Annotated in this window: 14 protein-coding genes; 7 read left to right on the top strand and 7 right to left on the bottom strand. The window is 65.2% G+C overall.

Annotated elements, in window-relative coordinates:
- Positions 1-73 precede the first annotated feature (73 nt).
- Entirely contained in the window at positions 74-1,255 is a 1,182-nt protein-coding gene (locus tag FJW04_RS02360; RefSeq protein ID WP_348641949.1) for a saccharopine dehydrogenase family protein, read from the bottom strand.
- 44 nt (positions 1,256-1,299) lie between these two features.
- Between FJW04_RS02360 and FJW04_RS02365 the strand changes: the two genes are divergently transcribed.
- Positions 1,300-1,728 carry an Lrp/AsnC family transcriptional regulator gene (locus tag FJW04_RS02365; RefSeq protein WP_140712131.1) on the top strand — a complete coding sequence of 143 codons (429 nt, stop codon included), beginning with the start codon at positions 1,300-1,302 and terminating at the stop codon, positions 1,726-1,728.
- A gap of 66 nt (positions 1,729-1,794) precedes the next feature.
- On the opposite strand, the gene FJW04_RS02370 is transcribed toward FJW04_RS02365, so the two are convergent.
- From FJW04_RS02370 to FJW04_RS02380, 3 genes are all read right to left on the bottom strand, one after another.
- Positions 1,795-3,165: an ATP-binding protein gene (locus FJW04_RS02370; protein ID WP_140712133.1), complete on the bottom strand. Its 1,371-nt coding sequence runs from the start codon at positions 3,163-3,165 to the stop codon at positions 1,795-1,797.
- 47 nt (positions 3,166-3,212) lie between these two features.
- Positions 3,213-3,896: a winged helix-turn-helix domain-containing protein gene (locus FJW04_RS02375; RefSeq protein ID WP_140660379.1), complete on the bottom strand. Its 684-nt coding sequence runs from the start codon at positions 3,894-3,896 to the stop codon at positions 3,213-3,215.
- Positions 3,897-3,999: 103 nt separating this feature from the next.
- Positions 4,000-4,791: a hypothetical protein gene (locus tag FJW04_RS02380; protein WP_140712135.1), complete on the bottom strand. Its 792-nt coding sequence runs from the start codon at positions 4,789-4,791 to the stop codon at positions 4,000-4,002.
- Positions 4,792-5,036: 245 nt separating this feature from the next.
- On the opposite strand from FJW04_RS02380, the gene FJW04_RS02385 reads away from it, so the two are divergent.
- Positions 5,037-5,672, top strand: a complete 636-nt coding sequence (locus FJW04_RS02385) for an isoprenylcysteine carboxylmethyltransferase family protein (RefSeq protein ID WP_140712137.1) — start codon at positions 5,037-5,039, stop codon at positions 5,670-5,672.
- A 73-nt stretch (positions 5,673-5,745) separates the two neighbouring features.
- On the opposite strand, the gene FJW04_RS02390 is transcribed toward FJW04_RS02385, so the two are convergent.
- Positions 5,746-6,231 carry a hypothetical protein gene (locus FJW04_RS02390; RefSeq protein ID WP_140712139.1) on the bottom strand — a complete coding sequence of 162 codons (486 nt, stop codon included), beginning with the start codon at positions 6,229-6,231 and terminating at the stop codon, positions 5,746-5,748.
- 219 nt (positions 6,232-6,450) lie between these two features.
- Here FJW04_RS02390 and FJW04_RS02395 point away from each other — a divergent pair, with 219 nt between their 5' ends.
- Together FJW04_RS02395 and FJW04_RS02400 are read left to right on the top strand one after the other, a co-directional pair.
- Positions 6,451-6,816 carry a RidA family protein gene (locus tag FJW04_RS02395; protein ID WP_140618195.1) on the top strand — a complete coding sequence of 122 codons (366 nt, stop codon included), beginning with the start codon at positions 6,451-6,453 and terminating at the stop codon, positions 6,814-6,816.
- 32 nt (positions 6,817-6,848) lie between these two features.
- On the top strand, positions 6,849-8,078 hold the full coding sequence (locus tag FJW04_RS02400) for an amidohydrolase/deacetylase family metallohydrolase (RefSeq protein WP_140712141.1): 1,230 nt from the start codon (positions 6,849-6,851) through the stop codon (positions 8,076-8,078).
- A 214-nt stretch (positions 8,079-8,292) separates the two neighbouring features.
- On the opposite strand, the gene FJW04_RS02410 is transcribed toward FJW04_RS02400, so the two are convergent.
- Both FJW04_RS02410 and FJW04_RS02415 read right to left on the bottom strand, forming a co-directional pair.
- Positions 8,293-10,083: an NAD(P)/FAD-dependent oxidoreductase gene (locus FJW04_RS02410; RefSeq protein ID WP_140712143.1), complete on the bottom strand. Its 1,791-nt coding sequence runs from the start codon at positions 10,081-10,083 to the stop codon at positions 8,293-8,295.
- 151 nt (positions 10,084-10,234) lie between these two features.
- On the bottom strand, positions 10,235-11,173 hold the full coding sequence (locus FJW04_RS02415; protein ID WP_140712145.1) for a MurR/RpiR family transcriptional regulator: 939 nt from the start codon (positions 11,171-11,173) through the stop codon (positions 10,235-10,237).
- 313 nt (positions 11,174-11,486) lie between these two features.
- On the opposite strand from FJW04_RS02415, the gene FJW04_RS02420 reads away from it, so the two are divergent.
- The 3 genes from FJW04_RS02420 (at position 11,487) to FJW04_RS02430 (ending at position 14,389) form a co-directional block, all read left to right on the top strand.
- Positions 11,487-12,314 (top strand): ABC transporter ATP-binding protein, encoded by an 828-nt coding sequence (locus FJW04_RS02420; protein ID WP_140618202.1) that lies wholly within the window; start codon positions 11,487-11,489, stop codon positions 12,312-12,314.
- Positions 12,311-13,153 carry an ABC transporter permease gene (locus tag FJW04_RS02425; RefSeq protein ID WP_140712147.1) on the top strand — a complete coding sequence of 281 codons (843 nt, stop codon included), beginning with the start codon at positions 12,311-12,313 and terminating at the stop codon, positions 13,151-13,153. The genes FJW04_RS02420 and FJW04_RS02425 overlap by 4 nt, the downstream gene beginning before the upstream one ends.
- A 72-nt stretch (positions 13,154-13,225) precedes the next feature.
- A complete protein-coding gene (locus FJW04_RS02430; RefSeq protein ID WP_140712149.1) occupies positions 13,226-14,389 on the top strand; it encodes an ABC transporter substrate-binding protein in 1,164 nt (387 codons plus the stop codon).
- Positions 14,390-14,547 lie beyond the last annotated feature (158 nt).

Below are 14,547 nucleotides of genomic sequence, written 5' to 3' on the forward strand. Positions count from 1 at the left end.
TCGACCCCCACTCCGTCGAGCTTCGCTCGACACCTCTCCCCCGGTCGACGGGGGAGAGGAAAGGCGCCGTCGCTCACCCCGCCAGCCGGCTTACCATTTCATGCTGGGCATAGGCGCGGCCGAAGCGGTTGGCGAGGAAGGCGTCGAGCGCGATTTCCTCCTGCTTGACGAAGCCGGTCGCCGGCAGCGATCCGTCCGCCAGCATGTCGAGCACGGCGCAGATGCCAGACGCGGTGGTGATCTGGATGGCGCTGCGCACCGTCTGGCCGATGCGCCGGGAATAAATCTTGTTGGCGTAGGTCTCCTGCAGCAGGCGGCCGTTCCTGCGGCCCGAGACGGTGACGAAGACGATGACCACGTCCTGCAGCGTCGCCGGCAGGGCGCTTTCGAAAATATCCTTCAGGACGTCACGGCGGTGGCGCAGCCCAAGGTCGTTGAGCAGCGCCTTCATGATCGCGGCGTGGCCGGGATAGCGGATGGTGCGGTAGTTCAGCGTGCGTACCTTGCCCTTCAGCGTCTCGGCCAAGGTCCCCAGTCCACCGGAGGTGTTGAACGCCTCGTAGGTGACGCCGTCGAGCGAAAACTCCTCGCGCTCCTCCAGCGGCGGCACTTCGACCAGCTCGCCCTCGACGATCGCCTCGCAAGGCTCGCAATATTCGTTGATGACGCCGTCGGTGCTCCAGGTCAGATTGTAGTTCAGCGCGTTGGACGGGTATTGCGGCAGCGCGCCGACGCGCATGCGCACGCTTTCCAGCGTGTCGAAGCGGCTGGCGAGATCGTTGGCGACGATCGAGATGAAGCCGGGCGCCAGCCCGCATTGCGGGATGAAGGCGCTCTTGGCGGTACGGGCCAGCTCCTTGACCCGCCTGGTCGAGACGACGTCCTCGGTGAGATCGAGATAATGCACGCCGGCGCTGGCCGCCGCCTCGGCGATGCGCGTGGTGAGGTGGAAGGGGGCGGCGCTCAGCACCGCGAACTTGCCGGCGAGCGCGGCTTCCAGCGCACCGGGCGCCGCGATGTCGAGTTCCAGCGTCTCGACACCGACAGGGACTTCCGCCGCGGCGAGCTGCGCCGCCGAGCGGTCGAGGAGAGTGACCTGATAGTCGCCCGTCGCGGCAAGCATTTCGGCGATGGTCGAGCCGATTTTGCCGGCCCCGACGATAATGATTTTGTTCATGTTCAAATTCCCCTGCGATCTGCGTTTCCCAAAAACCATCGCAGCTTGCCTGTCGAAAGGAAGCGTGGAATTCTGCAAAGTGAACCCTATCTTTTACCGATCTGCCGAAGGGCTTCGTCGAAATGCTCAGTGATGCCGAACAAGCCCTGCTCTCGCTGCTGCGCGCCAACGCGCGCGCCTCGACGGCCGAACTGGCGCGGCGGCTCGGCGTGTCGCGCACAACGGTGCAAAGCCGGATCGAGCGGCTGGAGCAGCGCGGCATCATCACCGGCTATGGCGTCCGGCTGGCGCCGGACTATGAGCAGGGGCTGGTCAGGGCGCATGTGCTGCTCACCGTCACGCCGAAGCTCGCCGACAAGGTGGTGCGCAGCCTGCAGGCGCTGCCGCCGGCCAGGACGCTGCACTCCGTCAGCGGCAATTTCGACATGATCGTCATCGTCGACGCGCCATCGATCCGCGACCTCGACACGCTGCTCGACCAGATCGGCGCCATGGAGGGGGTCGAGCGGACATCGTCGTCGATTATTTTGTCGACACGGATCGACAGGTGACGTTACGGCCATCTCCCCCCTTGCGGGGGAGATGGCCGCGACGCCGGCTTTCGCTAACTTCCGAAGTTAATCCATCACCAGGGGAAAACTCACCACCACGGCCAGGCCCGGCCGGCGGTCCTCGAGCGCAATGGTCGCGCCGTGCAGCTCGGCGATGGCCCTGACAAGGCTGAGGCCGAGGCCGCTGCCGGGGGTCGAGCGGCTGTGGTCCAGCCGGTAGAGACGCTGGAACACTTTTTCGCGCTCGCCGGCGGGAATGCCGGGGCCATTGTCGGCGACGCCGGCAAGCACGCGGCCGTCCCGGCGCGTCACCGAGAGTTGGATGGATGTGCCGGGAGGGCAATGGCGCAGCGCGTTCTCGACCAGATTGGCGAACATCTGCGTCAACAGCTCACGGTCGCCATGAATGCGGTCCGTGGTCTTGTCCAGTTCCGCAGCCGACAGCACCTTGCCGTCGTCCTCGGCCACGCCGGCGTAGATCTCGGCGATGGTCCCGAGGATCTCGCCGAGATCGACGTCGGTGAAGCGCGCCTTGCGCGCGCCGGCCTCGATCTGAGCGATGCGCAGCAGCGCGTCGAAGGTCTCGTTGATCTGGTGGCCCTCGGCGCGCGCGTCGGCCAGATCGTCGGAGACGTCCTGGCGCCGTGCGGCCTTGTCGGCGGCGCTCTCCAGGGTCATCTGCAGGCGGTTGAGCGGCGTCTTCAAATCATGCGCGATGTCGGCGCTGACCTGCTTCATGCCCTCGACCAGCGCCGACAGGCGGTCGAGCGCGGCGTTGACCTGGCTGGAGACGATGTCGATGTCATCGTCCTTGCCGGTCAGCGGGATGCGGGTGTCGAGGCGGCCATGCGAAACGTCGACCATCGTGGCGGCAATGCCGTCGAGACGGCGCTGGACGCGCGAGGCGAGCAGGGCGCCGCCGGCGACGGCCAGGCCGGTGATGATCAGCGTCGCCCAGCCGAAGCTCATCAGCATGATCGTTTCCAGCTCCTCGGTCTCGGAGAGGCTGAAGGCGATGGTCAAAGTGTTGGCGCCGACCGGACCGGAATAGGCCCGGTATTCGGTGTCCGGCGGCAGGCCCGGCATTTCGGCCCCGAACATCGAGAAACCATCGGGAAGCCCCGCCGCGGTGAAGTTGCCCGCAATACGGTTGCCGGCGGCGTCGGTCAGCGAAAAGAGCTGCTCCTTCCCAGGGCTGCGCGCGGAGTGGTTTTCGACGGTCTCCACCAACTCCCTGAGATCCTTGTCGGCATAGGTCGCGGCGATGACGGCATAGGTCTCGCTGATGGTGTCGTCGAGCTGCTCGGCAAGGTCGGCGCTCATCATCTGGTAGACGATGGCGCCCGCCAGCACGAAGGCCAGCATGAACAGGAAGGCGAACGTCAGGGCAAGCCGGAATGGCGTGCTGCGCAGCAGGCGGGTCCGGGTCACGGTCATCGGAAAGTCGCGGTCATGGGAAGTTCGCGGTCATGGGAAGGTCGCGATCACTGGGAGAGCGGCGCGTGCAGGCTGTAGCCGGTGTTGCGGATGGTGTGGATGAGCTGGGTACCGAACGGCTTGTCGACCTTGGTCCGCAAGCGGCTGATATGGGTTTCGACGACGCTGGTCTTGGGGTCGAAGTGGAAATCCCAGACCCGCTCCAGCAGCATGGTGCGGGTGATGACGCGGCCCTCGCCGCGCATCAGCACCTCGAGCAGGCTGAACTCCCTCGGCTGCAGGTCGATCGGCTGGCCCTGCCTGACGACGCGCCGCATGATCAGGTCCATTTCGAGGTCGGCGACCCGCAGAACGGTCTTCTGTTCCTGCGCGGCCGGCCGCCGGCCGAGCGCGTTGATGCGGGCAAGCAGCTCGGAAAAGGCGAAGGGCTTGACCAGATAGTCGTCGCCGCCGGCCTCGAGCCCCTCGACGCGGTCGTCGATGCCGCCGACGGAGGTGAGGAAGATCGCCGGCGTGCGCACGCCGGCGGCGCGGACGGCCTTGACCATCGACAGGCCATCGAGGCCCGGGATCATCCGGTCGGCGACGATCACGTCGTAGCCGCCGCCGGTCGCGGCGAAAAGCCCGTCATGACCATTGCGCAGGAGGTCGCAGACATGGCCGGCCTCGGTCAGGCCGCGCACGATATAGTCCGCCGTCCTGTGGTCGTCCTCGACGAGAAGTAGCCGCATCGCTGTTCCCTGGCTGCCGGTACCGGCGACAGGTTATCACCGGCTCGGGTCCGTTCCTAGGATCGTCGCCAACTGGCCAGGCCTTGCGGCGTCCGACCGCGGTTCACTCCGAATCCAGCAGGATGTCGTCCATCTCATCGGCATTATTCCTGAGCGTCATGTAGAGAACGAGCGCAATGATGCAGCCGAGGAAGATCAGGCTGGTGTAGGTGGTGCCGAGACCGAGGCCGCCATATTCGGCTGGCTGCGACAGCCAATCGCCGAAGGAGGCACCCAGCGGACGCGTCAGTATATAGGCGAGCCAGAAGGCCAGGATGGCATCCAGATGGATGAGATACCAGGCGAGCGCGATGAGCGCGATGACGCCGCCGAACAGCAGGCCCGTGGTCAGATAGCCAATGTCGAAAGTTTCGGCGACCAGATCGCCGGCGGCGGTTCCCAGCGAGAAGGTGAAGAGAATCGCCAGCCAGTAGAAGATCTCGCGCCTGGTCGTGAAGATGGTGTGGATCGAAAGCGTCCGTTCGCTCGCGTACCAGACCGCGAATGTCGCCGCGAGCACAACGGAAAAGGCGATCGTCGTGGTCTGCAGGCGCACGCCGAAATTGTCGACGAGGTTGTCCGTGATCAACGTGCCGACGACGCTGATCAGCACCACCGCCAGCCAGTAGGCCCACGGCACGTAGCGTTTGTGCGCGAACTGCAGAGCGAGGGCGACGACCAGCACGCCGGTCATGATCAGCGAGGTGACAGTCAAGCCGAGGCCGAGGTTGACGGCGAGATAGTCCGCCGCCGTCTCGCCCATGGTCACCGCCATCAGCTTGACCAGCCAGAAATCGAGGGTGGCGTCCGGCACCCTGTTTTGGCTCGGTGCGGGGGGTGTGTGGGGTGCGAGCATGGCTGATGTCCCGATGCCGATGGTTGCGCCGGCGGCGGAAGCGATCCGGCATTCGGATGATAGGCAAGCGACTTCTCGCCAGCCTGTCCGGCGCCATACAAATGCGTAAGGATGGCGGTGGCTGGCCCAAAAGGCCTTTACGAATGCCTCGCGATGCGCTGATAGAGGGTGAGCGCCTTGTATCCGCCATCAATGGCGTGCCCCAGTGGCCGGGCCTGCACCAGAGTGCCCAGGAAAACGCGAAAATGACCTACGCTTCCCTCAAGCCGGTTTCACAGGCTTTCGACCAGCGCAAGCGGCTGATATTCATCCGGGTCGCGGCGGTGCTGGCGGTGCTGCTCTTGTTCCTGACCAAACCGGCGCTCAGCGAAGGCTCGAACGGCCACGAAACGCTCGAATTCCTCGGCTTCTGTCTGGTGCTCGGCTGCGTCGCCGGCCGGCTGTGGAGCATCCTCTATGTCGGCGGCAAGAAGAATGAAGAGCTGGTCTCGACGGGACCATTCTCGATGAGCCAGAACCCGCTCTACTTCTTCTCGACGGTCGGCGCGGTCGGCATCGGCCTGCTCTACGGCTCGGTGGTGGCCGCCGCCGCGCTTGGCGTCGCCAGCTTCCTGATCTTCCGTGTCACGGCGCGCAGGGAGGCCGAATATCTCCTGGGCAAGTTCGGCCCGGCCTACAGCGCCTACATCAAGGCGACGCCCCGGTTCTGGCCAAACCCGCTGCTCTACCACGACAATGACGAGCTGCGGTTCTCGACCCGGGCGCTGAGGCGCACCTTTTTCGACGGGCTCTATTTCCTCGCCATCTTCCCCGCCATCGAGCTGATCGAGTATTTCAGGGAGACAGGCGTGCTGTTCCCGGCCTTCATCACGCTGTACTGAGTAGCTCGCCTCGGGAAATTTGCGCGGCTGATCGGCCATCGCGACTGTCGATGGCCATTCATGGAAATCGAAACTAGCTTCCCAGCGGATAAGGCATGTAGCCGACGAAGCCGGCTATCTTCCAGCTCGCGCCGACCTTTCGGCAGAAATACAGTGTCTGCCATTTCAGCCGGTCGACGCTGCCATCCGCCTTGGCGACGCTGCCGTCGAACTTCTTGTGCAGCACGGCGCGGTCGCCATCGACATCGATGTCGCGCAGATTTGTGACGCGAAACAGCGCCTCGCGCAGCGGCTCGGCGAATTTGGTCGCCGCCGTTTCCTTGGCCTGGCGCAGCCACTCGTCGCGGTAGATCTCCAGCCGCGGGAATTGCAGCCGCCAGGCATCGGCATTGGCCAGGAAGTGCGCATGCATGCCGAAGAAGCTTTCGGCGATGAAGTCGTTCTCGACCATGGCCCAGTCCTGGCCGATGAAGGCGTCGATGTCGCGCCGCACCAGCAACTCCCACAGCGCGTGACGGTCGGCGTCGCCGGAAGGGAACGGGTTCTTGTCGAAGGTCATTGTCGGTTTCTCCGCTCTGGAAATGCGCCCGGCCCGTATGGCGTTGAGCCCGTCCGGCAACGCGCACGATGCAAGCGCATCTGTAATAAAGCAACACGGATTTCGAACAATGTTGCTTTCCAACAAGGGCCTCTATCGGGATTGCCGCGATCGCGGTAAACCTCGTCGCAAAGCGGGCGCCACCTCGGTGTCCGGCCATGTCACCGGAGGAGCCGTCCCTTGCCCAAGCAGACTTTCGGAACATCCCATGTGCCGCTGTCGCCCGCCGTGCGGGCCGGCGATTTCGTATTTGTCTCGGGCCAGGTTCCGGTCGGCGGCGACGGCATCGTGGTCAAGGGCGGCATCACGGAGCAGACCGAGCAGGTGCTCGCCAATGTGAAGGCCGCGCTGGCGCTCGCCGGCTGCACGATGGACGACGTGGTCAAGACCACCGTCTGGCTCGAGGACGCGCGCGACTTCGGCGCCTTCAACGCTGTCTACGCCAGGCATTTTCCGAAGAACCCGCCAGCCCGCACCACGGTCGAATCGCGGCTGATGATCGACATCAAGATCGAAGTCGAGGCCGTCGCCTACAGACCGGCCTGAGACGGCAACGCGGCCAATCGGAGGTTCCAACAATGCAATTCGACCTCCTCGTGAAGGGCGGACGGCTGACCGACCCGGCGGCCGGCATAGATGCGCCGCGCGATGTCGCCATCGCCAATGGCCGCGTCGCCGCGATCGACGCCGACATCCCCGCGACCAGCGCCGCCCAGGTGGTCGACGCCACGGGGTGCATCGTCGCGCCCGGCCTGGTCGACCTGCACAGCCACGTCTATTGGGGCGGCACTTCGCTCGGTGTCGACGCCGACAGGCTCGCCGCCAAGAGCGGCACCACCACCTTCATCGACGCCGGCAGCGCGGGCGCGGGCAATTTCCTGGGCTTCCGCCGCCATGTCATGGAGCGTTCGAAGGTGCGCATCCTGGCCTATGTCAACATTTCCTTTGCCGGCATTTTCGGCTTCTCGCAGACGGTGTCGGTCGGCGAATGCAGCGATCTCCGTCTCTGCGAGCCGCGCGAGGTGGTGGCGGCGGCGCGCGAGCACGCCGACATCGTCGTCGGCGTCAAGGTTCGCTCCGGCAAGCATGCCGGCGGCACAAGCGGCATCGCGCCGGTCGACCTGGCGCTGGAGGCCGCCGACAAGGCCGGCCTGCCGCTGATGGCGCATATAGACGAGCCGCCGCCCGGCCGCTCCGAAGTGCTGCCGCGCCTGCGCCGGGGCGACATCCTCACCCACTGCTTCCGGCCCTTCCCCAATGCGCCGGTGTTCGCCTCCGGCACGGTGCGGCCCGACATGCGGCTGGCGCGCGAGCGCGGCGTCATCTTCGATCTCGGCCATGGCATGGGTTCGTTCGACTTCGAGGTCGCCCGCGCCATGCTGGCCGAAGGGCTGGCGCCCGACGTCATCTCGAGCGACGTACATCTCTACTGCGTCGACGGGCCGGCCTTCGACATACTGGTCTGCATGTCGAAGCTAATGGCCCTCGGCATGCCGCTGGTCGAGGTTCTGCGTGCCGCGACGCAGGCGCCGGCGCGGGCGATCGCGCGGCCGGACCTCGGCACGCTGACGATCGGCACCGCCGGCGACGTGGCCGTGCTGCGGCAGCGGTCAGGCCGCTTCACCTTCGTCGATGCGGTCGGCGCCTCGCTGGTCGCCGACCAGCGGCTGGTGTCGGAAGGCATCGTCGTCGGCGGCATTTGGTGGCCGAACGAGGCGTCCGACGATGTCGGCGAGACCGAGCGCTTCGTGGCCCATGTCGGGCATACCCATGTCGAGGTGGCAGCCAGGCATTTCGGGCATCGGTAGGATTAACCGATATCGAGGAGGCTGCGCGATTGACGAGCGGCTTCCCCCACTCCGTCTCGGCTTCGCCGAGCCACCTCTCCCCCCTCCGGAGGGAGAGGAAGGGAGCCAAGGCCGGTGAACTTGCGCCTTTCCTCTCCCCCGTCGATCGGGGGAGAGGTGTCGAGCGAAGCTCGACGGAGTGGGGATCGACCTCTCACCGAAGCATGCTTCCGCCTTACCGCCCGGCGTTGCTGACCGCCCCATAAACCGGCGTCTCGATCCCTTCCATCCGTGCCTTGATCTGCAGCGCGACATATTTCGAATAGAAGCGCGACAGCGCGAGATTGCCGCCGTGGAACCACAGTGCTTCCTGCGCCGTCGGCTTCCACATGTTGCGCAATTCGCCTTGCCAGGGGCCGGGGTCGCCCTTGACGCCGGAGCCTAGGCCCCAGCAGGGGCCGACCTTGTCGGCGACCTCGCGCGAGACCAGCGCCGCCACATTCTCGTTCATCGACTGGTAGCCGGTGCAGGCGACGATGGCGTCGGCCTCGAGCTCGCTGCCGTCCTCGAACAGGATGCCTTTCGCCGTCAGCGATTTTATCGCGACGCCGCTGCGGATGCCGACCTTGCCGTCGATGATCAGGTCCGAGGCGCCGACATCGATGTAGTAGCCGGAGCCGGTGCGGTAGGCCTTCATCAGCAGGCCGGTTTCGTCGTCGCCGAAATCGAGCGCGAAGCCGGAGGCGGCCAGACGCTCGTAGAATTCGGCGTCGCGCGCGCGGATGACGTCGTAGAGCGCGCGCTGGCCCTTGGGCACCAGCGCGAACGGCGTCGAGGCGACGATCATGTCGGCCTTCTCGGTGGTGATGCCGCGTGCCAGCGCGTCCTCGGAGAAGATCTCGAAGCCGACCTGCATCAGCGTGTCCGACTTGACCACCGTGGTCGGCGAGCGCTGGATCATGGTGACGTCGGCGCCGCTCTCCCAGAGATCGACGCAGACGTCGTGGCCGGAACTGGCCGCGCCGATGACGGCGACCTTCTTGCCGCGGAATTTCTCGCCGCTGGCATACTGGCTGGAGTGCAGCAGCTCGCCCTTGAACTGGTCGGAACCCGGCAGATCGATCTTGCGCGGCGGACCGTAGGCGCCGGTGGCGAAGACGATGTGCTTCGGCTTCAGCGTGATGCGCTGCCCGACGCGGTCGACCACCACGGTCCATTCTTTCTCCGCCTCGTCGTAGCTGGCGCTGAGGCACCTGGTGGCGACCCAGTAATTCAGCTCCATGACACGCGTGTACATTTCCAGCCAGTCGCCCATCTTGTCCTTGGGCGTGAAGACGGGCCAGTTGTCGGGGAACGGTATGTAGGGCAGATGGTCGTACCAGACCGGATCGTGCAGCACGAGCGTGCGGTAGCGGTTGCGCCAGGAATCGCCCGGCCGTGCGTTCTTCTCGATGACGATGGTCGGCACGCCGAGCTGCCGCAGCCGTGCGCCGAGCATGATGCCACCCTGGCCACCGCCGATGACCAGGCAATAGGGTTGCTCCGTTACGCCGAGTTCGCGCGCCTCGCGTGCCCGCGCCTCCGACCAGGTCTCGCGTTCCGGGTCCGCCTTGTGGCGCACGCCCAGCGGCCGCGCCGCGCCCTTGCGCTCCTCGTGTCCCTTCAAGTCGGTCATCGCCGTGAACAGGGTACGGCAGCGGCCATCGCGCAGCCGCATGATGCCTTGGCCCGTGGCCGCCGCCGTCTCGAAGGTGAACCAGGCCTCGATCGTGCCTTCATCCGAGGTTGCCTCGCCGGTGAGCTGCCACGCGCCAGGCTTCGTGGTCGCCAGCGTTGCTGTCAGCATGTCTGCGATGGCCTCGCGGCCTTCCATCGTGGTGACGTTCCAGGTGAAGGCCAGCAGGTCGCGCCAATAGCAATCGTCGACGAACAGGTTGCTTGCGGCCGACAGGTCGCCGGATTCAAGCGCCTGCGAAAACGAGCCAAGCCATGCGGCCGCCTGTTTGGATGGTGACTTTTCGAGCATTTCTTCCCTCTTGCATACGTCCGATCCGTGTATTGGGACGGTAACCGTCGAAGTCGGCGCTGCCCCTCATCCGCCTGCCGGCACCTTCTCCTCGTATAGTGGGGCTCCTCGTATAGTGACGGGCTCCTCGTATAGTGACGGGGAGAAGGGACTAGTCTCCCAGCGGCTCCATTTCCTTGCCCGTGCGGTGGATCTGGGCGTTGTATTTGATGCGGCGCACGGTCTCGCGGGCCGGGCCGTCGAGCTTGTAGGCCGAGGCCACCGCCAGGAGGTCGATCATCGCCAGAAAGGCGAAGCGCGAGGCCGTCGGCTTCAGCGTGTCGGGATATTCGGGCACGGCAACCGTCAGCCTGACGTCGCAGGCGCGGGCGAGCTCGGTATCGGGTGCCGTCACGGCGATCGCGTTGGCGCGGTAGTGCTTGGCGAGTTCGACCGCCTCGATCACCTCGCGCGTGCGCCCAGTCGCCGAGATGGCGACCACCAGGTCGCCGGGCTTCAGCGTCGAGGCGGTCATGCGCATCAAATAGGGGTCGCACTGGGCGCTGATCGAGATGCCATAGCGAAACAGCCGGTACTGAGTTTCCTGCGCCAGCGCCGAAGAGCTGCCGCCGAGCCCGAACACGGTGACCTGGCGGGCCCGGGCGATCAGCTCGGCGGCCTTTTCCAGCTCACCCGGATCGAGCTGCCGCTCGGCTTCCTGCAGCGCCCGGCGCGCTTCGCCGAACACCGCGTTCCAGAACGGCATGGCGGCGTCGCCCTCCCTGGCCGGCGACGTGTCCAGGTAGAGCGCGCCGACGACGAGGCTCTGCGCCAGCTTCAGCTTGAAGTCGCGCACGCCCTCGCAGCCGATGGCGCGGCAGAACCGGGTCACCGTCGGTTCGCTGACGCCGGCGCGCTGAGCCAGCGCCGCGTTGGAGGCGTCGACGGCATATTTGACATTCTCGAGCACGACATCGGCGACGCGGCGTTCGGCCGGGCGCAATTCGCCGTAGCAATCCTTGACCAGCGAGATGATGTCGGGAATGCGCCGGACGGGTTCGCCCCCGGTTCCCTCTTCGTCCGCGATCGGATGGCTGGCAGCTTCGGTCATGAAGGCGGTGTTCCCTAGCCCGTTTTCGACCTGACCTCTTATCATGTTTGCACGCTGTCGTTCCATGCGCAGGACGGCGCTGCAACCGATGCGTGCCGCGAGGGCATTCGCGTGTGCGCCTGCCAAATCATGTAGGAAAGCAACACGAATTTCAAGGCGAAGAATACAACGTCAAAACAGATAGTTATTCCTAGTAGTCGGTTCTCGTCCCATGCTCGCCGTCGTCGACGCTTGACAGCAAAGTAGGATAGTTACACACTGATTTTTGACAGTCTGATGACCTTTGGATCATCACGCAATCTCCGAGGGGCGGATGAACGCGGGCGAGATAACAACGCCGAAGCTTGGCGTGCAGGCAGCGACCAAGATCTATCACACGGCGTCCGGGGACCTCTTGGCGCTGGACCGCTGCAGCCTCGACGTCAGAGCCAATGAAATCGTCTCGATCGTCGGCCCGTCCGGTTGCGGCAAGACCACGCTTTTGTGGTCGATGTCGGGGCTGCACGGCCTGACAAGCGGCGCGATCAAGCTCGACGGCAAAGAGATTTCCGGGCCGCATCCCGATATCGGCATCGTCTTCCAGGAAGCCAACCTCCTGCCCTGGCGCAATCTCGACGCCAACATCCGCTTCCCCTTCGAGATCAAGGGCGAAAAACCGGACCGCGCCTGGATCGCGCATCTGCTTAACCGCGTCGGCCTCGACGGCTTCGGCGGCAAATTCCCGCGCGAGCTTTCGGGCGGCATGCAGCAGCGCGCGGCGATCGTGCGGGCGCTGGCGCTGAAACCCTCGGTGCTTTTGATGGACGAGCCGTTCGGCGCGCTCGACAGTTTTACCCGCGAGGAGATGAACCGGCTGGTCGAGGAGATCTGGCTCGACACCAAGACCACTATCGTCTTCATCACCCACTCGATCGAGGAAGCGATTTTCCTCTCCGACCGCGTCGTGGTGCTGAGCGCGCGGCCGGGCCGCGTCGCCAAGGAATACCGCGTGCCGTTCCCGCGGCCGCGCTCGCTGGAGATCATGGCGACGAAGGAGGTGTTCGACCTCACCAACCGGATCAAGATGGACATTGTCGGAGAGCGTACCAGACCGAAGGCGCCGGAGCGCCCGAGCGCCGAGATCGTGAGGATCAGGCCGTGAGCGACGCCATTCCCGAATTTTCGAAGCCCAAATCAGGCGATGGGCAAGACGTCAGCCTGACCAACCTCTCGGCCTTCGCCAGCGGCCCCGGCATCAAGTCGGGCAAGGAGGTGGCGGCCATTCTCGCCGTCGCCGTCATCATCATCGGCGGCATCGAACTGGCGTTGCGGCTGTTCCATGTGCCGCTCTACATCATGCCGCCGCCGAGCTCGATCGCCTATGCGCTGTTCGACGAGTTTCCGCTGATCGCGCCGCATCTCGGCTATACGCTGGTCGAGCTGGTGTCCGGCTTTGCCATCGGCGCCGCCGTCGGTCTGGTGCTGGCCGCCGTCATCACCCAGTTCCCGTTCGCGGAAAAGATCGTCGCGCCGTATATATTGCTGCTGGTCACCACGCCGATGCTGGCGCTGGTGCCGCTGCTCATCTTGCGTTTCGGTTTCGGCTACACGCCCCGTATCATCGCGGTGGCCCTGGCCGCCGGGCCGATGGTGATGATCAATGCCGCCACCGGCTTTCGTCGCGTCGACAGCGCCAAGATCGCGCTGGCGCGGTCCTATGGCGCCAGCACCTTGCAGATCTTCTGGAAGATCCGCGCGCCGATGGCGCTGCCGATGATCCTGGTCGGGCTGATGATCGGCGCCATCTTCGGCCTGCTCACCGCCGTCGGCGCCGAGATGGTCGGCGGTGGCTTCGGCCTCGGCAACCGGCTGACCACCTATTCGTCGATGATCCAGATGCCGCAATTCTTCGCCGTGGTGCTGATCCTGTCGATGCTCGGCATCCTGATCTACGTGCTGTTCTTCCTCATCGGCAAGAAATGGGCGAGCTGGGAGGCTTGACGCAGAAGCAATGACCACGCCCGGGAGGCGGGCGGCAAGGCAGACTGACATCAAACAAAAAAGGGGAATGCCATGACCAAGGACAATTGCATCCAGCAGGCGGGAATGAGCCGCCGCACCTTCCTGCAGGTGACCGGCGCCGGGCTGGTGACGGCGACCGCGCTCGGCGCCACCGGCCTCAGGGCGAGGGCCGAGGCCTATGGAAAATTCACCTGGATCTCGCCGCGCGGCACGCTCGAAGTGCTCGACGACTATCCCTACTGGGCGGCCAAGAAGGCCGGCTATTTCGACGGGCTCGACACCGACATGCAGCCGGGACCGTCCGACGGCACGGCGACGGTGAAGTTCGTCGATGTCGGCCAGGCCGATATGGGCTTTCCCTCGCCCGGCGTGTTCTCCTTCGCCATCCAGAACGGCATGAAGCTGAAGTCGGTGTTCCACATGGGCGCGCGCGACACGTTCAGCATCGCCTTCCGCAAGGGCGAGGGCTCGAACGACCTGAAGAAGCTCGAAGGCAAGACCATCCTGCTTGGTTCCGCAGCCTGGCAGTCGATCACCGATCCGCTGCTTGCCGCGCAAGGCGTCGACATCAAGAAGGTCAAGTATGTCGAGGCCGGCTGGCCGACCTGGGGCACCGCGCTTGCCGGCGGCCAAGGCGACGCGGCGCTGTCATGGGAAGGGCTGCGCGCCGAATGGATCGCCAAGGGTCTCGATTTCGAATACTGGCTGGGCGTGAAGAACTCGAAACTGCCGGCCAACACCTTCGTCGTGCGCGCCGCCGATCTCGAGGATCCCGACAAGAAGGCGTTCCTGGAAAAATACCTGCGCGGCTGGGCGATGGGCCTTGAGTTCGGCTATCAAAATCCGCGCGCGGCGGTCGAAGCGGTGTTCGAGCAGTTCCCGACGCTGGCCAAGAACCTCGGACCGGAGCTCGGCACCACCTCGATCCTGCAGCAGATCAACGTCTTCCGCGGCGACATGGACAAGCGCGGCGGCTGGGGGTCGCACGACATGGCGAGCTGGCAGGGCTTCTTCGACGAGATCCACAAGATCGGCCAGATCACCAACCCGGTGAAGGCCGAGGATGTCTGCAGCAACGACCTGATCCCGGCCGCCAACGACTTCGACAAGGCCAAGGTCAAGGCCGACGCAGACGGCGTCAAACTGTCGGAAGGCTTTGCCGCGCTCGATGTCGAGAAGATCAAGGCGCACCTGTTCGATTCGGCAGTGAAGTAGAAGCGCGCAAGCGAAGGCCATGACGACGCCACTCCTCATTGCCCTGCCTTGGCTCCTTTCCTCTCCCTCCGGAGGGGGGAGAGGTGGCGCCGCGAAGCGGCGACGGAGTGGGGGAAGGCGGTCGCTAAACGCGCAGTCGCTGCGGGACAGGCACAATC

The sequence above is a fragment of the Mesorhizobium sp. B2-7-3 genome (genome assembly GCF_006440715.1).
Classification (GTDB): Bacteria; Pseudomonadota; Alphaproteobacteria; order Rhizobiales; family Rhizobiaceae; genus Mesorhizobium; species Mesorhizobium australicum.